This window comes from Nostoc sp. PCC 9305 (genome assembly GCF_963920915.1).
Lineage (GTDB): Bacteria > Cyanobacteriota > Cyanobacteriia > Cyanobacteriales > Nostocaceae > Nostoc.
This window is the reverse complement of sequence record NZ_CAWUDN010000044.1, coordinates 1-21,693: the sequence shown is the minus strand read 5'-3', so window position 1 is coordinate 21,693 and position 21,693 is coordinate 1. Positions and strand designations below refer to the sequence as shown.

Here is a 21,693-nt window from a genome sequence, read left to right as displayed (position 1 = left end):
CGATTAATTTTTGCCAGGGGATAATTAGCATTTGAAGTAATTTCACTATTAAGTAATTATACTATTAAGTAGTATAAGTAGTATAGTATTTTTAATTTGGAACTGGGGAGTGGTAAAGATTCTTTCCAATACCCAATCCCCAGTACAATAGACCTCTTGCAAAAGTCTCTAACACCCCACCCCCAACCCCTCCCCGCAAGCGGGGAGGGGAGACAAAGCGTAGCTTTGGCGGGGTGGGGTTCTTTCTTATTTTTGATTTATGCAAGAGGTCTAATTTCTTGCTTAGTACTGACTAGCAAAATACCCTTGATTCTCCTAGAGAAAGATACCTAATGGCTCAAATTCTGCCAAACTAAAGGTAACGGCAAGGATTTGCGGAGGTGGAGCGATGACAGATAGTGATGTAAGAATTGTTTCCCTGATTCCTGGTGGAACGGAGATTTTAGCGACACTAGGATTGGTTAATGCTATTGTGGGGCGATCGCACGAATGCGATTACCCTCCAGAAATCCTCAATCGCCCCATTTGTACCCAAGCACGTTTAAACAGTGATGCCTCCAGCAGCCAAATTCACGACGAAGTGAATAATTTACTGCAATCTGCTCTTAGTATTTATGAAATCAAAACAGATGTTTTAGAGAAATTGCAGCCTACCCATATTCTCACTCAAGACCAGTGCGATGTTTGTGCTGTTAGCTTACATGATGTTGAAAAGGCAGTTGCTACACTCATTGACAGTAAACCTCAGATTATTTCTTTACAACCCAATATTCTCCCGGATGTTTGGGCTGACATTGAGCGAGTCGGCAATACCTTTGGCGTAGACTCGTTAAAAGTCTTAGAAAATTTAGAAGCTCGCGTCAAAATTTGTCAGCAAAAAATCCAAGGACTTTCTTTAGATGAATTGCCTACTGTCGCCTGTATCGAGTGGACTGATCCTTTGATGATCGCCGCTAATTGGATTCCTGAATTAGTTAACTTAGCAGGAGGACAATCTCTATTTTGCGCTACAGGTCAGCCTTCTCCGATATTGCCGTGGGAAACACTAGTAACAACTAATCCCGATGTAATTGTTTTTATGCCTTGTGGTTTTGATTTAAACCGGACTCGCAAAGAAGCCAATTTGTTAACTCAACGTCCAGAGTGGGAAAAACTACATGCTACCAAGGCTGGTAGAGTTTACATTACTGATGGCAATTCTTACTTTAATCGTCCAGGGCCGCGACTGGTAGATTCTCTAGAAATTTTGGCAGAAATTTTGCATCCAGAAATTTTTCAATACGGCTACAAAGGAACTGCTTGGGAAGTTTTGTAAATAAGAATTCAGAACTCAGGAGCGGAGCCGGAGACGCTCCGCCTCCGGTCAGAATTCAGTATAAATTCAAGTCCGGCTGAGTGAGATTGGTTTAAAATCTTGGCGCGTTCCAATTGCCCACAAAGACTAATTCTGATTCCTGGATTCTGAATTCTGACTTCTTCTTCAAGGTGTTTGTTCCGAATCTGCCGATGGTTCATTGTTAAATAGCAGCAGGCGTGCAGCAAGAATAGCAAATCCTACAGCCGCGATCGCTTTTAAAACGCGTGTAGGTAATAATTCGGCTACTGCACCCCCTGCTAACGATCCCAACAGGCTTGTCAACAGCAATGCGCCTGCTGCACCAAAAAATACTGCACGTGGAGAATTAGAACGTCCTGAAAGTGCGATCGCCGCTAGCTGACTTTTGTCACCCAATTCTGATAAAAAAACCGTAATAAAGCTAAGTCCTAATAAATGCCAATCCATATATTTAGGGGGAATGGGGAATGGAGAGCAGGTGGAGATGAGAGAGCAGGAGGAGATGAGGGAGAATAACTACTAACTTTTAATTCCTAATTCTTAACTAGTAACTTCTAACTCCTAACTCCTAACTCCTAACTTTTAACTAACCTTGGAGTACATCCCAAAATAGCATTAGGGAAATTACCAACAGCATCACGCCGGCTGATTTTTCTACCGTTTTTGGGCTGAGTCGATTGGCTAGCCAACTACCTAAAAGTACACCTAATAAGCTGGTGGTTATTAGCGCCGCCGCCGAGCCGATAAATACCACCCACGGCGAATGAGATTGTGCGCTCATTAACAGAGTCGATAGCTGAGTTTTATCTCCAATTTCTGCTAGAAAAATGGTTACAAAAGTCGTACCAAAAACCACTAGTACTGATTGCTGCTTTTGAGGACTATCGGCAATTACAGGCTGAACTGACGAAGCGATCGCGGGAGTTAAGTTAATATCATTGCTATCTTTCAGTTCTAGCTCGATCTCAGTGTGAGATATGCCAGAAATCTCCAAAGGTACAGAGTCAAGTTTCACAAGCAGTAGTTTTGGTTGCTAGGGTCTTTTCATATTTCTATCATTTTCTCAGATTTTTGTCATAAATTGCAACCCCACACAAAAAAAGGAGGGTTGGATGTCAAAGGCCAACAGCTTTGTCAAACCGTAGTATTTCTAAACTGCGATCGCCGTAAACTCCTTCTATTTGCTGGCGACAGCAGTCAATAGCAAAATCGTTGACTTCTTCTGGTTCAACCCCATACATATCTTGAAACACTTCTGATTCCACACGGCAGAAGCGCGGACGATTGGAGTAGATGCGACATTCTCGCGTGGTATGGTCGAAATTAACGCACCATCCCCCTTCGCCTACCATGCTGAGGTAGAGTTCTAGTTCTGGTGGTGAGAGATACTCTTCCAAGTCTGGACGCTCTGCTGGGTCGAGATTACAGCAGGCTCCACATTGCTTTACACATTGCCAAGTTGACATTTTGGATTAGGGATTGAAGAAGGGAATAGGGGACAGGGAATAGGGGACAGATTATTCCCTGTCACCTCTTCCCTAATCCCAATCCCCCTATTTTACGTTTTTATATCTTTTCTTATAATTTTGTTAAGTAAATTAAATCTAACAACCCATAGCCAGATATGATCTATTGCGGGTTTTGTAATTAAGTTATTGAATTTTTTAAGACTATTGTAAGGAGAAAAAAATGTTTGACGCTTTATCTGGATTGTTTAACGCTTTTACCAGTATCAATTGGGAAGTTATTTTCCAATTGCTGTCCGTGGCGCTAATTGTGATTGCTGGCCCAGCAGTAATCTTTGTGCTGGCATTTCGCAACGGCAACCTTTAACAGTGCTGAGTGCTGACTAAGGAGTTAACAGTTAGGAGTGAGAAGTTAATTAAGAATTCATAACTCATAACTCATAACTCAGCACTCAATACTGATAACGCCTGAAGGGCAGCTTGGATAATATTGTCATACTGTGGTTGAGAGAGATCGACTTCTTTGGCGTTTTGACGATTAGTACCCAGCAAACCAATTATATGTCCTGGCTGCATGGCTAAGACTTTGCCTTCAGAATTTTTAATTCTTAATTCTGCTTCAATACCGTTTTTATAGAAACCACAAGCATATTGTCGCTGGTTGTACTCAAAGGTGGTGCTTGACTGGATAGGTGACGAAGCAAAAAATTGTTGAAGCTTAATTGGCAACCTAACACCGATTAACTCCAGTTCGATACTAGTGTTACCGTTAAAGTAATTTTCTCGCAGTTTGTAAGCAACATCTACTCGCGGTGGTAAACGGAAATAGTCGCCCCAACGCCAAGCGATCGCTTTAATTTTATACTCCTGATTATCGATAGTTTGGGCAATTGTCAGTTTGATGTGACCCTTACCAACAATTTTTTGCTCAACCACTTGGACATTAGGTGTCCAGAAAACTGGATCGGGGTTGTCCATACCGCAGGGGTGTAGAGCATTCAGCTGTTGATAAAGCTGCTGATTGAGATGATTGAGGTTGACTTCAGCATCAATTTTCAGCAGAGGTTTGAGATGTTGGGGTTCAAGACACTGGTTAGCAAACTCAATCAAACGCGATCGCAATACTTGTAAATTTTCTGCTGGTAGAGAGAATCCCCCGGCTGCTTTGTGTCCGCCAAATTTGCCTAGTAAATCGTGACAATATTCCAAAGCTTCAAATACATGAAACTCTGGAATTGAGCGTGCTGAACCGCGTATATGTTCTTCATCCTCATAAGTACCGATGAACACTGGAACACCATAGCGTTCCACCAGGCGGGAGGCGACGATGCCAATAACGCCGTGATGCCAATTAGGTTGAACAACAATTAATACACGATCTTGCTGTAGAGATGCAACAAATTCTGCTTCTACATAAGCGATCGCTTCTTGTTCAATTTGCTGACACATTTCCTGGCGAGAGGCGTTGATTTGTTCGCACTGCATTGCTCTTTCCAGCGCCACTCCCATATCATCTGTAGTCAGCAATTCAATCACAGTCTGGGGATTACCAATCCTACCAATAGCATTAATTCGCGGCCCCAAGCGAAACCCGATATCTTCAGGCTTGAGCGATTTTGGATTTTGGATTTTGGATTTTGGATTGGAGCTTTTCTCCTCTGCTCCCCTGCTCCCCTGCTCCCCTGCTCCCTCATCTCTCGCCTGCACGCCGCCTACCTGAATCAACGCCTGTATGCCAGGTAAGTGGGATTTGGGTAAATGTTGTAAACCACGTTTTACCCAACGGCGATTTACACCAGTTAAGGGGGCTAAATCTGCGATCGTTCCCAGCGTAAATAATGCTAGCATCGGTTGGATTAAGCCCTTAGTCTGCCCTAGCTGTTGTGCTAGAGACACTGCCAAAATATAGGCAACACCAACACCAGCAACACCCCGATAAGGTGAAGATTCAGCTATTAGTTTCGGGTTGAGAATAGCGTTAGCTGGCGGTAATTTTTGAGGGATATCATGATGATCGGTGATAATCACTGCAAGACCAAGTTCTCTAGCTCTCGCAACTGGTTCAAACGCAGAGATACCATTATCTACAGTCAGAATTAGCCCCACACCTTCGCTGTGAAATTCTTCAACTATACGTTTATTAATACCGTAGCCTTCATGCATCCGGCTGGGGATAGCATAATCTACTTGTGCGCCTAAAGTGCGGAGACTACGTAAAAGTAGAGCAGTGCTGGTCATCCCATCAGCATCGTAATCACCACAAATAGCAATTTTTGTTTGAGAAGCGATCGCATTTTCCAACAACTCCAAACTAATCGCCAAATCTGGGAAATCTTCTAACGGCGAAGGCAAAACTAAAGACTCTGGATCTAAAAATGCCTGTATTTGTTCTGGTGTTTCCATACCCCGATTTATCAACAACTGGCTGATAATCGGTGAAAGATTTGTCAAAGCTGCCAGATTTTGGGCAAATTCTGGTTTTTGCGGATAAATTTGCCAGCGCTGATCGGGTAAGCGTCGGCGAGGCTTTGAAAGTTCAGATACAGGTCGGTCTAGCACAATAAAAGTTAGGAGTTTTCAGTTATGAGTGTTGAATTGAAAGTTGTTTCTTAACTCATAACTAATAACATTATTTGCTACCTATAACACGTTTATCCTACCATCATCCATAATATATAACGAGCGATCGCCTGGAGAGCGCCAGGTCGGACGGAGTTCTAGCCGCAATGTACCAAAGTTAGGTTTGGAGACTATTGCTTGTAGTGATAAACCCTTTTCGCTCCAAAATATCAGAGATGTATTTGGCTCAGTACCCTCTATTTGTTCTAGATTTAATTTCTGCCCTGGACTCAAAGATATTGCACCAGTCCCGGAGGGTTTTTGGATTTTAATCAGATTGGGTGTGCTATTTATCACTTCAACTCGGATATATTGCCCCGGTGTAAACTGAATTGGGCGAGAACCACACTTAGAAGCACAAGTTCCAGCAAAGGTATAGCTGGGGTTATGGATGGATGCTGTGAGAAGGGTGACTGCAATTAAAGCAAACGACAGAGGCTTAAACATAATACACAGTATAACTACTAAACTGAAATATTACTTTAAATTAAGACTATTAAGCCTCAGCATATTTTCCAGAATTAAGCTAATGCAAAGCAATATCAGCCCATTATTCTTTGAAAAGCCAACCTCACGCTCTGAATTCTCTGCAAACAATACATAGGAAAAAGGAACAGATATAAAGAGGGTTTTATATATTTTCTCTTCGCTAGTTCGCAGCACATCGAAAAACGCACCGAAGATTACGATCGAACTCTGCTTTTTTCTGTAATGAATGAAATAATCAGTGGTACATTATCTGGGGTAGTAGTTCTGATATTCATCGATATTACCTTATGACGACATCTTCCTAAATACGCTGGTTGTAAGGTATTAAGCTACCGATTAGCCAAAAGCGCGATCGCCAACCTACCAATCAAAAATCAGTTGGTAATCTCCAATCCTGACATTGCTTCTTTTTGAATTTTCATTTCTATCCCGTGAACAGCAGCACAATGAAAAATATGAGATTCAGTAGTTTCATTAAAATAAAACCAATCTCCTAATGATTCACCTGCCGTAGTTGTGATTTTGTACAGTTTATTTGGCAATAAAGGAATATGGTTAGACATGATTTGATTTTTTATTGATTTGTAATCTGCCTGTCAATTAACTTTTTAGCTTCAGCTAACGCTACTTCATATCCCCCATACGTTTTACCTACAGGTAAAAGAAGCTGTCCATTTTTTCCAAAACTAAAAGTCCAATATTTCTCCCCAGTCATTTTGTCTTCTGGAGTTTGTTTGATTTGTATTGAATATCCTTTGTATTCAGTAATCTCGTACCTGTTTGTCATTTCAGTACAAATGTATTATATAGACTAGAAAGTAAGGCTATCATTAGCCAATATAAAAGTCAACTCATACATTAATATTTTTTATATTTTCTTTAGAAAAGCATAAAAGATGAGAACCATACCCCGCCCCGGCACACCAACAAGTTTTTTACAGTGTGAATGTAATCGCTGTTAAGGCGGGGTATAGGTAGCCCATCACAAAGTTGGACTAGTGTAAGCCATAATCAAGACAGAATTAGGAATCAGGAACACAGAAGTGAATCATGCACATCCTATCCCTTCATTATCCCGATGACTTACTTATTACCTCCGGTAAATCACCTCAAGCGTTAGAAGCAGAACTCACATTTTTGCTCGCAGTCAAACTATTTGAGCTACGCCGACTATCGCTTGGTAAAGCCGCCGCCTTTTGCAGCATGAATAAACCGCAGTTCATGTACGAACTAGGACGTTTGCAAATCCCTGTTATCAACTTAGATGATGACCAAATCGCCGACGAATTGCGCGATGATTAATTCTGTCATCGTTGCCGATAGCAGCCCCCTCATTTCCTTGGCAATTATCGCGCAACTGGAACTTTTACCCCAACTTTATCAGCGAATATTACTTCCCACAGCCGTATGGGATGAAGTAACAATCCAAGGTGTAGGTTTACCTGGCGCACAAGCCGTCAGTCAGTTAACTTGGTTGGAAATTCAAGCCCCTGAAGCCCTGATATTAGAACCATTATCAATCCTAGTTGATCGTGGAGAAGCTGAAGCTATTGCCTTGGCTCAGTCCACTCCAGATAGTACGGTACTTTTGGATGATGCTCAAGCACGAAGGGTTGCAGAACGCTTAGGAATTCGCCGGATAGGTACTCTTGGCATTTTGCGTAAGGCGAAAAAAGCAGGCTTGATTGTTGAGCTTAAAGTATATATTGAGCAGTTACGCACCAATGGAATTTATATCCGACCTAGCCTCATTGATGCAGTGCTACGGGATGTCGGAGAAATAGACTAATCGAAGATTCAGATAAAACTCAAACAAAATTTTTTGAGTGTTATGCAGCATAGGGTGACTCTCCTACGCATTATAGATTGAGTCTGTAGTGCCGCTATTTTAGTGAGTCTGGTATCACAAAACAAAACCCTGTACAAAGTTTTACCTTATTGTACAAGGTTGTCTATTATCCTAAATACTTAGGACAAGCTCTTTAACCGAAGCGTCCACTGATGTAATCTTCAGCTTCTTTAGTTTGAGGAGAACTGAACATTTGCGCTGTCGGATTAAACTCAACTAATTTTCCGCGGCGTTTGCCATACTCGTCAATTTCTGTATTGAAGAAAGCCGTAAAATCTGCCACTCTAGAAGCTTGCTGCATGTTGTGAGTCACCATAATGATGGTGTATTGCTCCTTGAGTTGTAAGCAGAGTTCTTCTACTTGGCGGCTAGAAATTGGGTCGAGAGCAGAACATGGTTCATCCATCAATAATACATCTGGCTTCATTGCGATCGCACGGGCAATGCAAAGTCGTTGCTGTTGTCCGCCAGATAATGCAGTTCCCTTCTCTTTGAGTTTGTCTTTGACTTCATCCCAGATAGCAGCGCGTCTGAGGGAATCTTCCACCAATTCATCGATGTTACCTTTATAACCGTTAGCCCGCGGACCAAAGGCAATATTCTCGTAGATTGACTTAGGGAAAGGATTCGGTCTTTGAAAAACCATTCCAACTTGGCGGCGTAATTTGACAGAATTTATCTTAGGATCGTAAATATTGCGATCGCGATAATTCAGTCTACCCTCAACCTTAGCACCAGGAATTAAATCATTCATCCGATTGAAGCAACGCAGTAAGGTACTTTTACCGCATCCTGAAGGCCCAATAAAAGCAATAATTTGTTTATCAGGAATCTTTAGATAAACATCTAAAAGTGCTAGAAATCCTCCATAGAAGACCTTCACACCTTCAACATTGAAAACGTTATTACCTTGTTCAATTGTGGCGCTATCTGATTTACTTCTACTATTGCTATAAGTCATTTTGCGTATCTCCAAATAAGCTGTGAATGTATCCAATTAGATATTTAATTACCTAACGGATTGAGAAGCGTTGCCGGATATAAATTGCTACACCATTTAAAGCTAAAATTAAGAGCAACAACGCAATAATTGTCGCTGCTGCTGCACCAGCAAAACCCGGTTCAGGACGAGTGATGTAACTGTAAATTTGAATGGGTAATGCCATAAATCTCTGGAACAAACCAGGGTCAAAAGTGAGAAAACCCACAGCACCGACAACAATTAGAGATGCTGCATCACCAATGGCACGAGATACAGAAATAATCACTCCTGTCAGAATACCAGGAATAGCATAGGGTATGACGTGACTGCTGATAGTTCGCCATTTGGTAACACCTAATCCATAAGAAGCATTTCTCAGAGAATCTGGGACGGCACGAATTGCTTCTCTAGAAGTAACAATAATTACTGGTAAAGACAACAAAGATAAAGTCAATGCACCAGAAATCAAAGCGGGGCCAAACCCAAGCAGATAATTGAAAACTCCTAAACCCAGCAATCCATAAACGATAGAAGGTACGCCTGCCAGATTACTGATATTAATCTCAATAATCGCTGTCCACCAAGCTTTAGGTGCATACTCTTCTAGATATAAAGCTGCTCCGACACCAATAGGAACAGTAACAAAAATCACAACAGTTCCCAAAAGAATGCTGCTGATAATTGCAGGACGAATGCCACCTTGGTCAGCAAAACGAGAAGGAGTTTCGGTCAGAAAGCCGGGTGACAAAAATCTACCTAATCCGTCTTTAAAAATATCAAAAAGTAGCAATGCTAGGATAAATAAACCAATCAGCAATCCTAACAAAAAAATTACTTCAAATACTTTCCCTAATGTCTCTCTACTTTCAACATTATCGGTAAATTCTGTCGTAGAATCTAGAGAACTATTTGGTTGATAAATTGTAGCCATACTTATTAATCGTATTTTTCTTTAAAGCGATTTGCAATCAAGTAACTAACAATATTCAAAACTAGGGTGATTATAAACAGAACAGCACCTACAGCATATAAGGTTTTGAAATTGAGACTACCACGTGGACTATCTCCTCCAGAAATTTGTGCCATGTAAGCTGTCATTGTTTCTATTGATTCCGCAAAATTAACAGTCAGCTTTGGCTGTAGTCCGGCGGCGATGAGAACAGTCATTGTTTCACCCACAGCACGAGAAATACCCAATATAATTGAGGCAATGATTCCAGAAAGCGCGGCTGGTAGAACTACTTTAAAAATGGTTTCCAGTTTCGTGATACCTAAAGCATAAGAGCCTTCTCGTAAAGAGCGGGGAACTGCTTTAATAGCATCTAAGCTGATAGAACCAACGGTAGGAGTAATCATTACTCCCATCATTAATCCTGCACTCAAAGCGTTGAATATTTCTACAGCGATAATATTCCGTAGCAATGGTGTGACAAACAATAGTGCAAAGTAACCATAGACTACTGTTGGTATTCCCGCTAAAAGTTCCACTGCTGGACGTAAAACTGCTGCTACTTTTGGTTGAGCATACTCACTTAAATAAATAGCAGAAGATAACCCCAAAGGAATAGCAACTGCCATTGCAATAGCTGTTGTTAAGAAAGTGCCATTAATCAAGGGCCAAACGCCAAAATGTCTATCTGCAAATAAAGGAGTCCATTTAGTATCAAGAAAGAATTGAGCAAAGGAAACTTCTTGAAAAAAACCGAATGTCTCCTGAAAGATAATTACGACAATTCCAAAAGTAGTTAAAACTGAAACTAAAGCACAAGCAAATAAAATTACTGCAACAATCTTTTCAGAAATATCTTCAGATGGATTTTTGTCCAATGACTGTCTGGATAGTAGATAAGGATCGTCTTGAGAATTGAGATTTTGCATAAACAGTTAATTTTTTAACTACACTCAGACTACAATAGCTGGAACTTTATTTAAATAAAGTTTGTAATTGGTTCACCTGGTTTTGCTTTTTTGAATTTTGTCCCCGTTTCACCAGTAGCAAATTTTTGTTTGACTTTGACATAAGCTTCATCAGGTAGCGCCACATAACCAACACTATCTACCCACTTCCAAGAATTTTCTAGATAAAAATCTACAAATTCTTTAACTGCTGGCTTGGTATCTAAGGATTTTTTACTGACATAGAGAAATAGAGGACGAGACAAAGGTGTGTAGATATTTTTGATGACATTATCTACAGGAACCGGCTTTTCACACTTTCCTGTAGGACTTTCTACAGCAACTAAATTGAGTTTATCTTGATTTTGAATGTAATAAGATATCCCCACATAACCCAAGGCTGATACATCACCTGACACACCTTGTACAAGGAGATTTTGATTGTGACTAGGGGTGTAATCTGTACGCCCATTTTTGGCTTTGCCAGTCACAGCTTGAGTCATATAATCAAAGGTTCCAGTATCAGAAGCAGGAGCATAAAGCTTCAGTTTTTCGTTAGGGAATTTGGGATTAACTTGATTCCAAGTCAAGATTTTACCGTCTGATTTTGCGCCCCAAATTTTGCCCAGTTCCTTAATAGTTAGACATTTGGCGAAGTTATTTTTACGGTTAGCAATTACGGCTATACCATCTAAAGCTACAGGTAACTCGACAAATTCAATATTTTTACTTTTACATTTTTTGATTTCTTCATCTCGAATGGTACGAGAAGCACCAGCTATATCAATGTCGCCATTACAAAATTTACTGAAACCACCACCAGTACCACTTGAGGCGACACTAACTTTAGCTTCAGGTTTGCCTTTGCCATATTCTTCTGCAACTGCTAAAGAAACAGGAAAACCTACAGCAGCACCATCAATACTTACTTGACTTTTCAATTCTTGTCCGCTGTTACAAGCAGTGATACTGCTGGCAAGAATCATTAAAGATGTTAAGAAAAAACTATTCTGAAATCGGTTACAAAAGCTCATAAATTATTCATTGAGATAAAGTGGCTGAGAATTACTTATGCTTGGCTAGCTGCAAAATGTAGAGAATGCAGCATGATATCTCTTTTATCATGCTTTGTTCGCAGCTTGAATTTTGTCAAAGATTGCCCCATCTCCAAAAAACTTGCTCTGAATAATATCCCAACCACCCAAATCTTGAGATGTGAATAAAGTTTTAATTTGCGGATATTGTGATGCTACTTCTTGGGTAACGCTAGGGTTAACAGGACGATATTGTAATTTGGCAAATTCCCGTTGAGCTTCTGTGGAGTAAAGAAAATCAACAAATGCTTGTGCGACTTCTCTTGTACGGTGTTTATCGACGTTTTTATCAACTATCGCCACAGGATTATCAATGGAAATATTGACTTGAGGTACAACATAAGGCAACTTCGTGCCATTTTTACCCGCCAAAATCACCTCATTTTCGTAGTTAATTAAGACATCTCCCTCACCTTTTTGGAAGAATAAATTACTGGCCTCACGGGCATCTTTCGTTAGAGTTGGGGTATTCTTATAAACTTTGGTGACATAATCTAGGGCTGTTGCTTCATCACCACCTGTTAGAGTTACCGAACCCCAAAAAGCCAAGAATTCCCAGATAGCAATACCAGAAGTTTTTGGGTTAGCGGCAATCACTTTCACGCCATCTTTTGCCAAGTCTGCCCAAGTCTGAATGCCTTTTGGGTTGCCTTCGCGAGTAACGATCGCAGCAACCGATCTACTCACAATACCACTTCTCGGTGCTTTGGTTTCCCAACCTGATTTAATCAAACCTGCAAGAGCAATTTTGCTGACATCGAGGGGAAGTGCCAAATGTACTATATCTGCTTCTTGGGAACCGTCAATTACAGCAGCCGCTTGAGCGCCAGAACCACCATAACTTTGCTCAAATGTGACATTTTGGTTGTGTTCTTGCTTCCACTTTTCGATAAATTTGGGAATTATTTGGTCATGTGCAGCTTTGGTGACAGAGAATGAAACGAGTTTTAACTTAACATCATTTTTGCTAGCTGAACTGCTTCCCGAACAGGAGGCAACTGCTATACTCAAAAAAATACTTATTAAAAACAGACTCACAAAGCTTTGGATACTGCGGCCATCCAACCAACTTCTGATTGTCTGTTGATACGATATTTGTATAGTTCGCAAGGCTTTCATTGCATAAGCCTGCATCTCCTCACTCAAGAATTTACTTAATTGTGTCGGTTGTTGCGACTTGCTCATCAGAATCACCCCTAAATCTACGGTATTTCTACATGGATACCGTGATTATGAGAATTATAGGGTATATAGAATAATATTTATCATCTGGATTAAATTTTTTTGACTAAGTGAGCAATGTATCATCAAAAGTAGCAAATAAATCTAATTTACCAAGGCATTTCAAAAAACGGGTTTTTCTGCTGGAAAGCGAAACAATCCGATTGCATACATAATATTTGCTAAAAAATATGTGATTAGTAATACAAAACAGGAGTGAAAACTCGACTTTTTTAGCCGTCAAGCTGTTTGTAAAACAAAGTAGTTGCATTAAAGCATTTTGAAAATTATATCTAGCGATCGCACTCATTACTAAATCAAGGTATGCTTTGATTTTGCTACTTTAACCAGTTATCTAATTGCAAATAAGGATTGAAAGACAGAGGATATAATTCTGCAAATCTTCTTCAAGGTTGGCTTACCTAAATTAATCTTAATTCTCTGATTGGCAAACTCAAAAATCAATGTTCATAACCATAAATAAATTTTATGACTAACGAGATTACGGAAAAACTTAAACAAGCCTCCGATGGTTTATTAATGATAAGTGAATCAGAGTATCCTTTTGAAGCTTTTTTGTGGTCTAATCAAGCGCAAGAACCAATGACCGATCAAAAACTTCTCCAGTTAACAGGACATCCTCAAGAAACATCAGTTGAAGAAGTAGAACTAGATTATTTTTTTCGGAACTGTGCCCAAGAAAAAGAATGGCACGATGAAATACAACAACAAAATGTGCTAAAGTTTAAATCACTTGTCAAAACACTAAGAGATTGCCTCACTAATATCAAGGTTTATCGCATAGGTACGATAAGTATTGATGTCTATATTGTTGGTAAAACTCCAGATAAAGATTTAGGCGGAATTTCGACAAAAGTTGTAGAAACCTAACTAATAAAACACCAGCCTGTCTATAGTTTACAGACAGGCTTTAAGTTTTAAGTGAAGTAAGTATCCTTACAAATTGTCAACTCTAGACTCAATTACACTTTGAACAGACGAAGAAACGTTAGAGAGCAAATTGTAACCAGTGTTTGTTTCAATGGAATCAACACTAACTCTGTAGTTTGTCCAGTTATTATTTCTAATTCCCTGCGAATTAGGCATATTCACTGCAATTACTCTTGTATTAGTAGTGACGCTGCTAGCATCAGAATTTGATGAATTTAATACTACAATAACTTTCCATATTCTGGTCGGAACTGTAACGTTACCATTAGCAATTGTGTTTTTTGTTCCATTCGACCCAGTTCCACCAGTGCCATAGGAACCCGAAATAATATAGAGTTCTTTCCCCTGGTTTACTAAGTCTCTAGAATAGTTTTCTAGTGCAGCCCAAGGCCCCTGATTATTATCAGGTGATTGAGGAATTATATTCGTCATTAAAAAAGTAGCAGAGTTATTGGTAACTGTATTTGTCCTATCTGCTGAAGCAGTCATGTGTCCCCTATCAAAACCGCTACCAGTGTAATCAGAAGAAGTGACTCGGTAGCAGCTTGAAGGTAATGTAGTATCTGCACGAAAATCATCTTGGCGAGGTGCGCTTCCTAGCCATGATGTGTTTAGCTGCCAACTTACCCAATTTGGTGTCCCTCTATAGCAATTGTAAGAAACTGCGTATTGAGATTTGCTCAACAAAAGATTACTGTAACTACTGCCAGCGTTACTAGGATTGCCCATTCTTAGATGAACGCTTGAGGTTTGGGCTGTTAGTGGCTTTTGTAGATAATTAAGCAGAGTGAAAGATATTGCTGTTGGTACAGCAATAGTTAGAATAGCCCTGAAAAAATGAGACTTCTTCATTTGTTACTATTTATTTGTTTAAACAAACTACAATTGTTTCTGTTAAAGTTACAGAGATTCAGTAAAACTTACCAATCGCAATATAGCTATGGTTGTATAAAGAGAGGTTAATAAGCTGTAAATATTGCATTAACATCTAGTAGTCTGTCAAGAACTAATTGACGGATAAATTTCCTGTAGAGACGGCGATTTATCGCGTCTTTCTAACTTATATAAGTAGGTAGACATAATTAAATATAAAATAAACTCCTCGTTTGTAGTGAGTGATTTATCGCTCAGAGCAAGGATTATCAGGACTAAAGTCCTTACTACAAAATTTAAATTTATTTATGCCTAGATACTTATTATTTGCTTTAATAATTGAGTAATGGCGCGGAGTGCCCGCGCCCAAGCGATCGCTATTTTCGCTCTACTGAAGACTAGAGAGTATTTTGACTGATTGACAAAATACGCTTTATCTTAACCTCTCACGAGAGCTTAGAAAGAGGAAGGAATATTAAAAAATAGTCCTTGGTCGAATTGATTTTTCAAAAAGTCTTCCAGTTCAATTTCCTCGTCATTCGGAACTTGAAACCAAGTCTCGAAGTTGTGCTTCAAGAAGTATCTAAAAGATTTCCAGCTGAAAAGTTGCTGCCCAATGCTTGTGATTGCGACGTTCATTGTATTTTCCTCAGATTGTTTCAAGTATGTGATTAAGAATTGGTTAAACAAATTGGCGTTCCACAACAAGTGGATGAATTGTAGCAAGCTGTTCTTAGGCAGTTCTTGTACAGGAGAAGCAGACGGAGAGATTTTACAATTTGCTAAATCATTCCGCTTTCTCTGCAACGCCAACAAATTAATCATTGTTCAGCGCTCTCTGCACTAGCAAATGTATTGAGGAATAGAATTATTCTGATCACAAGGATCTAACCTCAACTGATTCAAGACCTGCTGTAATTCCACTTCTGATATATACTTCTCCTTAAGCGAGCCGAAGTACAACAGTGCAGTTTCATAGCAGGCGACAGTTATGTTAGTGCGCTCCTCTGAACTTAATGCTGCCACTATTTTAACTGTCTCATCCACGTGCTTTACGTCACTACCTAAACAACTGTGCATTCGCAGGCAGCGAGTAGCATAGGTATTAGGTGGTAGTATCGCTTCCACTTGTTGGATATGCTCTGCTTTGATATTCATTGCTAGACGTTCCATCGTATAGCAATACCCAACGCAACCAATTGGATCTGCTGCTTGTACGCTCTGAGTGAAGAAACTCAGCAAAGCCATAGCAGTCGGAGGGAGAAGTGTTTTGACTACAGCTTCCGCCTCATATCCCATCGATTGAATATCAAGCAAGGCGAGGCGATCGTGACCTTGTTCTTCACGAGCTTTCTGTGCTGCCCACTGTGCTAAACTCCAGCGTCCCAATCCAGCAAAGCGCCCAGCTGCTTCTTCCATTAATAGCCCAGTAGAGTGAGTTAAATGGTAGGAAGCGGCAAGTTGCCAGATCCAATGGGAGGGAGTTAAGGCAGGTGGCTTGCAGTTTGGTAATGTATCTTTCGCAGCAGATACTATAGCTCTATCTAGAAGCTTGCGAGTCTCAGATATAGTGTCCCTGTTAAATATCAGTTGGATAAAGGGATTACTACTCTTTAGACTTAATTGGTTACTTTTGTTAGGTTTGTCGATGTTAGTTGAACGGAATAATAGATTCATGGCAAGTTTCTTTCATTTTCATGGGTTGTTTCTACCCATTCACGAATAAGGTTGTGGAGGATAAAGCGTTGCATAACCTCTCTTTGAGCACAAAGAACTTTAAATTGTATCTTCAGGGAGGAGGGAATGTATGCCTTGATATGCGTGATATTGTCTCGGTCTTCATCTAAGGTGTTAGTCATGAAAGAAGAAGTTGGGCCATCAGCCTTTACCCATTCGCTGATTAATACTTCTAAGACTTCACTCATCTTTAATCCATATTGTGCACAGAGCGCTTTAAACCGAAACTTAAGCGCTTTTGGCATACTACCTTTAATCACCGTATATGACTCTTGCTCCTCCTTATACATCCAGGTTAAAAAAACGAAAGTTCAAAAGTCCTTTGTGATCTAGGGTAAGTTTTCTAAAAATTTTCACCAGTAAAGACTAGTGAAGTTAAGAAAAAAGTTATTTAGTAGTGACAACACTGCACGCATTTTAAGAAAATTCCAGAAAATAAAATATACAATCATGAAAATGATAATCATTATGTAAAGACGAGAGAGATTGCCGTTTTTAGCCTCTCCTCCCCTTTTTGTAGTAAATTTAATGATGATTGGATTTTTGGGTAGATAGAGGTGTCAATACAATTAACGGATTCACTGAAAAAGCTGTTGAAGGAAACCGCACAGCAATTAAAAGGTGCAGACAAACGTAAATTTATAGCACAAACAGTTGTGGCATTAGGACACGGGGGACAGTCTCTAGCGGAGCGAGAGTTAGGATGGAATCGTGTAACTATTAGTAAAGGAATTAAAGAATTAACCACTAATATCACTTGCGTAGATAATTATCGAAGTAGAGGACGTTATAAAGCAGAAGCAAAACTACCAAATCTTTTAGAAGATATCAAAGAAATTGTCGATTTACAAAGCCAAATAGACCCGAATTGTAAAAGCAAAAAACTGTATACACCTCTGTCTGTTATTGAAGTAAGACAGCAGCTAATTGATAAATTTGGTTATAATGATAAAGAATTACCAACTTCGGAAACAATTCGTGTCAAGTTAAATAATTTAGGGTATTGTCTCAAGCCGATTGCCAAGATTAAAACTCAAAAAATACCCGAAACTGAATTTTAGAGAATCATTATAATAAAAATATTTTTGATGGGGTTTGAACAGCATTATTTTTTGCTAAAACTATGACTGGGAATGATAAGCATCCAGTTGTTAAGTTAGTCAGTTAAACTTACTTTATGGATGCATTTAACTAAAAAAGCCATGTTTTACTGCACTTTCAAGAAATATGGAGAGTAGGGAAAGAAAGTATTTATTTCATTCGTAGCGGGTGGTGCGCCGCCTGTGCGGTTGCTCTTGAGTGCAGATATTTATCTTGCATATTTTTCGCTTATTAAAATGATAATCATTTTAATAAGCTGTATATTTTATTTTCTGGAAGTCTCGAATATTGAAAAAGCTAAAAAAATAGTACAAACACCAATAATTTACAATAATAGTCTGTCTTCTATCTAAAGGCTGAGATATTGATTATGCTTAAGTTAAATATTAGCTAAAAATAACTTATTTTTTAGTTAAGCCAAAATAATGTAAAACACTGATTTGAAGTGTGACTGGTTATAGCTATTGAAGTTATCCTATTTTTCTTCTCTTAACTAGGCAGTTACGTTTTTAATATTTTCTTTATAATTTTCCTAAAATTCTATATCTTCACTAGTAAAAACCTGACTAAAGTAAAAAGATAGAAAGCGAAAGGACTTAGGTAACGCGAAAACCAAAAGTAATTAACGCGAAATGCTAGCTCTTTCCTTCCCAGAATTTTGCTACAAAGCAAACATACTTAGTCAATGAAACCTCAAGATGAAAGGTTGCTTCTCAACCTTTCAATTTTTCTAGATTCCAAAATTCCTTTTTTGCAAATAATTATTTAGTCACTACGAGGTCAGTTGTCATGGTTCAAATTCTTGAAAATCCAGCAGTCAAGCAACCACCAATTAGTAATAGAGTTGAAAGTTTTTTGCTAGATATGTTCGATAATGTTTGCCAAACTATTGAGGAAATAGATGGAAGTAAACTTGACGAACAACGCTGGACAAGAGATGAAAGAGGCCAATGGGTACAAGGTGAAAACAGTAATGGTGCTATATATATTGACAAGTCGCTGCGGAACGGGAATGTATTTGAAAAAGTAGGTATCAACTACGTATCGATGCAGGGTGAGTTACCTCCTGGTGTCACCTTCCGAGGATCGGATGTTGTGATGGCTGATCCAACAACTATAACGCCAGATCAAAAAGGTACTTCTTTCTTCGCTACGAGTACCAGTGTTGTCATTAATGGATCTAATCCAATGATACCGACAGCACACGTTAACTATCGCTACTTCCAATTGGGTGATGGCACTGAACCTGGTTCTTGGTGGTTTGGCGGTGGAGGTGATTTAACACCAATTTACTTATTTGAAGAAGACGCAGTTCATTTTCATCAAGTACATAAAGCAGCTTGCGATCGCCACGATCCAGAACTCTATCCACGCTTGAAAAAGTGGTGTGATGAATACTTTTATCTTCCTCATCGCACTGAGTGTAGAGGTGTAGGTGGAATTTTCTTTGACAATTTACAACATTCCGATGTCGAAACTTTACTTTCCTTCGTAAAAACTTGTTCTGAAGCTTTCATCCCTGCTTATTTTCCGATTGTCAAACAACGTAAGGATATGGAGTTTACGGAACAGGAGAAATATTGGCAGCGCATCAGACGCGGACGTTATGCCGAATTTATTCTACTGCATGACAGAGGTGTTCGATTCGGATTGGAAAGCGGCATCGTGAGTACACAAAGTGTTCTTAATTGTATGCCTGGAGAAGCTTTTTGGAACTATAATGACCAACCCACGGCTGATAGTCAAGAAGCAAAGCTTCTAGAGGTACTGAGAAATCCCCAGGAATGGGTGTAAAAACGGTCAAGAGCAGATTTGAAAACAGCAGCCGATCAAAAATGTTGGCTACCCAAATCCTAACCCTGTTTTGTTACTCTCGGAAAACAATAATCGAAGCAAGATTCCGAAACTTTGATTGAGTCAAGCTTTGAGTGTTTATTTTCTAACAGGGACTAAAATTTGTAACCAAAACCTAGAGATTTAAGCTCTGAAAGGCTTTCATTGATTGGGTTATCCCAAAGTGATAAAAAGAGGGCTAATACCGTTTCATATCAAGTTCGTGTAATTACTTATAATAGAATTTATCAATTTAGGTTGGGTTGAACGGCAGTGAAACCTAACATGAACAAGGATCAAATTTTGGGTTTCGTTCCTCAACCCAACCTACAGATGTTATAAGTATTTAACCGAACCTGATAAGCTGTTCCACATTTAAATTGCATAAGCTGGGCGGGCAAGATGCCACTGGTGTCAACTTAACGCGAAACCGCACGTCCGCCAGTCCGCCAGGGATTGTAAATCCCTGTCTCATAGCTAAAGTCCTCTGAAGAGGACTAAGATAGCGCAAAAATTTTCAGTCTACTTCAGTAGACTTGAGCAATTAGTCAGGGATTTACAATCCCTGGCGGGTGAACAACACCCAATCAGTACGCTATTTTTGGCTTAACTTGACACCAATGGCGAGACGCCCACCCCACAATAAATAATTGAATATTTTTTTATTTGGAAGTCCCCAAATTTACGGTTTAACTCTTATGTTGCAAGAAATTAGTCTCGATCAAAGTTCAAAATTCAAAGTTCAAAACACTTCCCAACAACCCGTTATTTCAGTTTGCCATCTCGATTACTACTTCGGTCGAGGAGAACTTTGCAAGCAAGTCTTGTTTGATATTAATCTCGACATTTATTCTGGAGAGATCGTGATTATGACTGGGCCATCCGGTTCTGGTAAAACCACTTTACTAACACTAATAGGTGGATTGAGATCCGCTCGCGAAGGCAACCTGAAAGTTTTGGGACAGGAAATATCTGGGGCTAGTAAGCGGCAACTGATGCAAGTGCGGCGGCAGATTGGTTATATTTTTCAAGCACACAATTTGTTAACTTTCTTAACTGCAAAGCAGAATGTCCGAATGTCTTTGGAATTACACGATGAGTACCTAAAGCAAGATATGGATCGGCTGGCAACGGATACTCTGAAAAGTGTTGGTTTAGGCGATCGCATCGATTATTATGCAGACAGTCTTTCTGGAGGGCAAAAGCAGCGAGTTGCGATCGCTCGTGCCCTAGTCAGTCGTCCTAAAATTGTTCTTGCCGACGAACCGACTGCTGCTCTCGATAAAAAGTCGGGTCGCGATGTTGTAGATATCATGCAGCGTCTAGCTAAAGAGCAGGGTTGTACCATTTTACTAGTCACCCACGATAATCGAATTCTCGATATTGCCGATCGCATCATCCACATGGAAGATGGACGGTTAGTACAAGAAGTGGGAAAGTAAGGGACTATCTAATTGTACTAGTGAGATCGTGATTTTTTATTGGCATTAATTTTAGCTATTTGTGAAAGTCTTATGAGTCAAACTGAAGAAACAAAATATTCCGTATTGCAATCTTATGATGATATTGAAATCCGGCAATACGAGCCAAAAATTGTTGCTGAAACAGTCATTCAAACTGAAAGAGATCGAGCAAACAAGGCTGCATTTTCGATTCTTGCCGCTTACATCTTTGGTGAAAACACCTCTGTAACCAAAATTGCTATGACTGCGCCTGTCACGCAATCCCAGCCAAGTGAAAAAATCGCCATGACTGCGCCTGTCATTCAACAAGAAGCGGGAGAAAATCTCGCCACAAGTGCTTGGGCCGTACAGTTCGTGATGCCCTCAGAATATACACTGGCAACGCTGCCAAAACCAAAAGACTCTCGCATTACTATCAAAGAAGTTCCCAGCAACAAAGTAGCGGCAATCCATTTTTCCGGTCTAGCTGGGGATGAACAATTGCAGGAAAATGAAGCCAAATTATCTGCTTTTCTAGCTCGGCAAGGTATCGAGACAAAAGGTAAAGCGATTTATGCTTTTTATGACTCTCCGTTCATCTTGCCCGCATTTAGACGCAATGAAGTCATGCTCGAATTGAAATAATATCTGCACGTTTTGCTTGTCACTCTTAATAACTAGATTCTCACTCTTCGCGATCGCATCAAGTCAAATATCTCAGGAGAAAAAATTATGATTGCAACAACTCGCTTAACCCTCTTTTGTCACTCTAGGCAGAGGAAAAATAGAAATAAGGGATATTGA

At 39.7% G+C, this 21,693-nt stretch carries 24 protein-coding genes and 1 pseudogene; 9 read left to right on the top strand and 16 right to left on the bottom strand.

From position 1 onward, the window contains the following. Positions 1-388 precede the first annotated feature (388 nt). Complete coding sequence (locus ACM0OX_RS17875) at positions 389-1,315, top strand: cobalamin-binding protein (protein WP_414516418.1); 927 nt, start codon at positions 389-391, stop codon at positions 1,313-1,315. Between the two features lie 165 nt (positions 1,316-1,480). Here the strand turns inward: ACM0OX_RS17875 and ACM0OX_RS17870 are convergent, their stop codons facing one another. The 3 genes from ACM0OX_RS17870 to ACM0OX_RS17860 all read right to left on the bottom strand — a co-directional run bounded on the left by ACM0OX_RS17870 (position 1,481) and on the right by ACM0OX_RS17860 (position 2,802). After that, a complete protein-coding gene (locus ACM0OX_RS17870) occupies positions 1,481-1,783 on the bottom strand; it encodes a TMEM165/GDT1 family protein (protein WP_099100177.1) in 303 nt (100 codons plus the stop codon). A 139-nt stretch (positions 1,784-1,922) separates the two neighbouring features. Next, positions 1,923-2,351, bottom strand: coding sequence for a TMEM165/GDT1 family protein (locus ACM0OX_RS17865; RefSeq protein ID WP_414516417.1), 429 nt, complete (start codon positions 2,349-2,351; stop codon positions 1,923-1,925). 100 nt (positions 2,352-2,451) lie between these two features. Then, the gene (locus tag ACM0OX_RS17860) at positions 2,452-2,802 is read right to left on the bottom strand and encodes a YkgJ family cysteine cluster protein (protein WP_292728780.1); all 351 of its coding nucleotides are present in this window, start codon (positions 2,800-2,802) and stop codon (positions 2,452-2,454) included. Between the two features lie 223 nt (positions 2,803-3,025). Between ACM0OX_RS17860 and psb30 the strand changes: the two genes are divergently transcribed. Then, positions 3,026-3,169: a photosystem II reaction center protein Ycf12/Psb30 gene (psb30, locus tag ACM0OX_RS17855; protein WP_190240852.1), complete on the top strand. Its 144-nt coding sequence runs from the start codon at positions 3,026-3,028 to the stop codon at positions 3,167-3,169. A 71-nt stretch (positions 3,170-3,240) separates the two neighbouring features. Here psb30 and ACM0OX_RS17850 read toward each other — a convergent pair whose 3' ends face one another. The 4 genes from ACM0OX_RS17850 to ACM0OX_RS17835 all read right to left on the bottom strand — a co-directional run bounded on the left by ACM0OX_RS17850 (position 3,241) and on the right by ACM0OX_RS17835 (position 6,697). Continuing rightward, complete coding sequence (locus tag ACM0OX_RS17850; protein WP_414516416.1) at positions 3,241-5,361, bottom strand: single-stranded-DNA-specific exonuclease RecJ; 2,121 nt, start codon at positions 5,359-5,361, stop codon at positions 3,241-3,243. 81 nt (positions 5,362-5,442) lie between these two features. Next, positions 5,443-5,868 carry a hypothetical protein gene (locus ACM0OX_RS17845; protein WP_414516415.1) on the bottom strand — a complete coding sequence of 142 codons (426 nt, stop codon included), beginning with the start codon at positions 5,866-5,868 and terminating at the stop codon, positions 5,443-5,445. A 416-nt stretch (positions 5,869-6,284) separates the two neighbouring features. Beyond that, on the bottom strand, positions 6,285-6,473 hold the full coding sequence (locus ACM0OX_RS17840) for a hypothetical protein (RefSeq protein ID WP_335025186.1): 189 nt from the start codon (positions 6,471-6,473) through the stop codon (positions 6,285-6,287). A gap of 11 nt (positions 6,474-6,484) precedes the next feature. Further along, positions 6,485-6,697: a hypothetical protein gene (locus ACM0OX_RS17835; protein WP_181928882.1), complete on the bottom strand. Its 213-nt coding sequence runs from the start codon at positions 6,695-6,697 to the stop codon at positions 6,485-6,487. Positions 6,698-6,960: 263 nt separating this feature from the next. Between ACM0OX_RS17835 and ACM0OX_RS17830 the strand changes: the two genes are divergently transcribed. Both ACM0OX_RS17830 and ACM0OX_RS17825 read left to right on the top strand, forming a co-directional pair. Then, positions 6,961-7,212 carry a UPF0175 family protein gene (locus tag ACM0OX_RS17830; RefSeq protein ID WP_073645131.1) on the top strand — a complete coding sequence of 84 codons (252 nt, stop codon included), beginning with the start codon at positions 6,961-6,963 and terminating at the stop codon, positions 7,210-7,212. Further along, a complete protein-coding gene (locus tag ACM0OX_RS17825; RefSeq protein ID WP_094349659.1) occupies positions 7,205-7,699 on the top strand; it encodes a DUF3368 domain-containing protein in 495 nt (164 codons plus the stop codon). The genes ACM0OX_RS17830 and ACM0OX_RS17825 overlap by 8 nt, the downstream gene beginning before the upstream one ends. A 193-nt stretch (positions 7,700-7,892) precedes the next feature. Here ACM0OX_RS17825 and pstB read toward each other — a convergent pair whose 3' ends face one another. The 5 genes from pstB to ACM0OX_RS17800 all read right to left on the bottom strand — a co-directional run bounded on the left by pstB (position 7,893) and on the right by ACM0OX_RS17800 (position 12,916). Next, on the bottom strand, positions 7,893-8,720 hold the full coding sequence (pstB, locus tag ACM0OX_RS17820) for a phosphate ABC transporter ATP-binding protein PstB (RefSeq protein ID WP_414516414.1): 828 nt from the start codon (positions 8,718-8,720) through the stop codon (positions 7,893-7,895). A gap of 52 nt (positions 8,721-8,772) precedes the next feature. Beyond that, positions 8,773-9,672 (bottom strand): phosphate ABC transporter permease PstA, encoded by a 900-nt coding sequence (pstA, locus tag ACM0OX_RS17815; RefSeq protein WP_414516413.1) that lies wholly within the window; start codon positions 9,670-9,672, stop codon positions 8,773-8,775. Positions 9,673-9,677: 5 nt separating this feature from the next. Further along, a complete protein-coding gene (pstC, locus tag ACM0OX_RS17810; RefSeq protein WP_414516412.1) occupies positions 9,678-10,619 on the bottom strand; it encodes a phosphate ABC transporter permease subunit PstC in 942 nt (313 codons plus the stop codon). 50 nt (positions 10,620-10,669) lie between these two features. Beyond that, a complete protein-coding gene (locus ACM0OX_RS17805; RefSeq protein WP_414516411.1) occupies positions 10,670-11,671 on the bottom strand; it encodes a PstS family phosphate ABC transporter substrate-binding protein in 1,002 nt (333 codons plus the stop codon). 87 nt (positions 11,672-11,758) lie between these two features. Next, positions 11,759-12,916 carry a sulfate ABC transporter substrate-binding protein gene (locus ACM0OX_RS17800; protein WP_414516410.1) on the bottom strand — a complete coding sequence of 386 codons (1,158 nt, stop codon included), beginning with the start codon at positions 12,914-12,916 and terminating at the stop codon, positions 11,759-11,761. 525 nt (positions 12,917-13,441) lie between these two features. Between ACM0OX_RS17800 and ACM0OX_RS17795 the strand changes: the two genes are divergently transcribed. Continuing rightward, on the top strand, positions 13,442-13,843 hold the full coding sequence (locus tag ACM0OX_RS17795; RefSeq protein WP_414516409.1) for a nuclease A inhibitor family protein: 402 nt from the start codon (positions 13,442-13,444) through the stop codon (positions 13,841-13,843). A 66-nt stretch (positions 13,844-13,909) separates the two neighbouring features. Here the strand turns inward: ACM0OX_RS17795 and ACM0OX_RS17790 are convergent, their stop codons facing one another. The 4 genes from ACM0OX_RS17790 to ACM0OX_RS17775 all read right to left on the bottom strand — a co-directional run bounded on the left by ACM0OX_RS17790 (position 13,910) and on the right by ACM0OX_RS17775 (position 16,773). Next, complete coding sequence (locus ACM0OX_RS17790) at positions 13,910-14,755, bottom strand: DNA/RNA non-specific endonuclease (protein ID WP_414516408.1); 846 nt, start codon at positions 14,753-14,755, stop codon at positions 13,910-13,912. 477 nt (positions 14,756-15,232) lie between these two features. After that, positions 15,233-15,415, bottom strand: a complete 183-nt coding sequence (locus ACM0OX_RS17785) for a hypothetical protein (RefSeq protein WP_414516407.1) — start codon at positions 15,413-15,415, stop codon at positions 15,233-15,235. Between the two features lie 204 nt (positions 15,416-15,619). After that, complete coding sequence (locus ACM0OX_RS17780) at positions 15,620-16,453, bottom strand: hypothetical protein (protein WP_414516406.1); 834 nt, start codon at positions 16,451-16,453, stop codon at positions 15,620-15,622. Further along, complete coding sequence (locus ACM0OX_RS17775) at positions 16,450-16,773, bottom strand: hypothetical protein (RefSeq protein ID WP_176726940.1); 324 nt, start codon at positions 16,771-16,773, stop codon at positions 16,450-16,452. The genes ACM0OX_RS17780 and ACM0OX_RS17775 overlap by 4 nt, the downstream gene beginning before the upstream one ends. A gap of 303 nt (positions 16,774-17,076) precedes the next feature. Here ACM0OX_RS17775 and ACM0OX_RS17770 point away from each other — a divergent pair. The 4 genes and pseudogenes from ACM0OX_RS17770 to ACM0OX_RS17755 all read left to right on the top strand — a co-directional run. Next, positions 17,077-17,568 (top strand): annotated as a pseudogene (locus ACM0OX_RS17770) (ISAzo13 family transposase); the annotation flags it as partial. An 835-nt stretch (positions 17,569-18,403) separates the two neighbouring features. Continuing rightward, complete coding sequence (hemF, locus tag ACM0OX_RS17765; RefSeq protein ID WP_414516405.1) at positions 18,404-19,408, top strand: oxygen-dependent coproporphyrinogen oxidase; 1,005 nt, start codon at positions 18,404-18,406, stop codon at positions 19,406-19,408. Between the two features lie 737 nt (positions 19,409-20,145). Continuing rightward, the gene (locus ACM0OX_RS17760; protein WP_414516404.1) at positions 20,146-20,889 is read left to right on the top strand and encodes a DevA family ABC transporter ATP-binding protein; all 744 of its coding nucleotides are present in this window, start codon (positions 20,146-20,148) and stop codon (positions 20,887-20,889) included. 72 nt (positions 20,890-20,961) lie between these two features. Then, positions 20,962-21,534, top strand: coding sequence for an SOUL family heme-binding protein (locus ACM0OX_RS17755; protein WP_414516403.1), 573 nt, complete (start codon positions 20,962-20,964; stop codon positions 21,532-21,534). The last annotated feature ends 159 nt before the right edge of the window (positions 21,535-21,693 follow it).

Coding starts and splice junctions, on each gene's coding strand:
- ACM0OX_RS17795 (WP_414516409.1), top strand. CDS start 13,442: ATGACTAACGAGATTACGGAAAAACTTAAACAAGCCTCCGATGGTTTA.
- ACM0OX_RS17870 (WP_099100177.1), bottom strand. CDS start 1,783: ATGGATTGGCATTTATTAGGACTTAGCTTTATTACGGTTTTTTTATCA.
- ACM0OX_RS17760 (WP_414516404.1), top strand. CDS start 20,146: ATGTTGCAAGAAATTAGTCTCGATCAAAGTTCAAAATTCAAAGTTCAA.
- ACM0OX_RS17785 (WP_414516407.1), bottom strand. CDS start 15,415: ATGAACGTCGCAATCACAAGCATTGGGCAGCAACTTTTCAGCTGGAAA.
- ACM0OX_RS17840 (WP_335025186.1), bottom strand. CDS start 6,473: ATGTCTAACCATATTCCTTTATTGCCAAATAAACTGTACAAAATCACA.
- ACM0OX_RS17790 (WP_414516408.1), bottom strand. CDS start 14,755: ATGAAGAAGTCTCATTTTTTCAGGGCTATTCTAACTATTGCTGTACCA.
- hemF (WP_414516405.1), top strand. CDS start 18,404: ATGGTTCAAATTCTTGAAAATCCAGCAGTCAAGCAACCACCAATTAGT.
- ACM0OX_RS17835 (WP_181928882.1), bottom strand. CDS start 6,697: ATGACAAACAGGTACGAGATTACTGAATACAAAGGATATTCAATACAA.
- pstC (WP_414516412.1), bottom strand. CDS start 10,619: ATGCAAAATCTCAATTCTCAAGACGATCCTTATCTACTATCCAGACAG.
- psb30 (WP_190240852.1), top strand. CDS start 3,026: ATGTTTGACGCTTTATCTGGATTGTTTAACGCTTTTACCAGTATCAAT.
- pstB (WP_414516414.1), bottom strand. CDS start 8,720: ATGACTTATAGCAATAGTAGAAGTAAATCAGATAGCGCCACAATTGAA.
- ACM0OX_RS17875 (WP_414516418.1), top strand. CDS start 389: ATGACAGATAGTGATGTAAGAATTGTTTCCCTGATTCCTGGTGGAACG.
- pstA (WP_414516413.1), bottom strand. CDS start 9,672: ATGGCTACAATTTATCAACCAAATAGTTCTCTAGATTCTACGACAGAA.
- ACM0OX_RS17860 (WP_292728780.1), bottom strand. CDS start 2,802: ATGTCAACTTGGCAATGTGTAAAGCAATGTGGAGCCTGCTGTAATCTC.
- ACM0OX_RS17825 (WP_094349659.1), top strand. CDS start 7,205: ATGATTAATTCTGTCATCGTTGCCGATAGCAGCCCCCTCATTTCCTTG.
- ACM0OX_RS17800 (WP_414516410.1), bottom strand. CDS start 12,916: ATGAGCAAGTCGCAACAACCGACACAATTAAGTAAATTCTTGAGTGAG.
- ACM0OX_RS17780 (WP_414516406.1), bottom strand. CDS start 16,453: ATGAATCTATTATTCCGTTCAACTAACATCGACAAACCTAACAAAAGT.
- ACM0OX_RS17805 (WP_414516411.1), bottom strand. CDS start 11,671: ATGAGCTTTTGTAACCGATTTCAGAATAGTTTTTTCTTAACATCTTTA.
- ACM0OX_RS17845 (WP_414516415.1), bottom strand. CDS start 5,868: ATGTTTAAGCCTCTGTCGTTTGCTTTAATTGCAGTCACCCTTCTCACA.
- ACM0OX_RS17830 (WP_073645131.1), top strand. CDS start 6,961: ATGCACATCCTATCCCTTCATTATCCCGATGACTTACTTATTACCTCC.
- ACM0OX_RS17755 (WP_414516403.1), top strand. CDS start 20,962: ATGAGTCAAACTGAAGAAACAAAATATTCCGTATTGCAATCTTATGAT.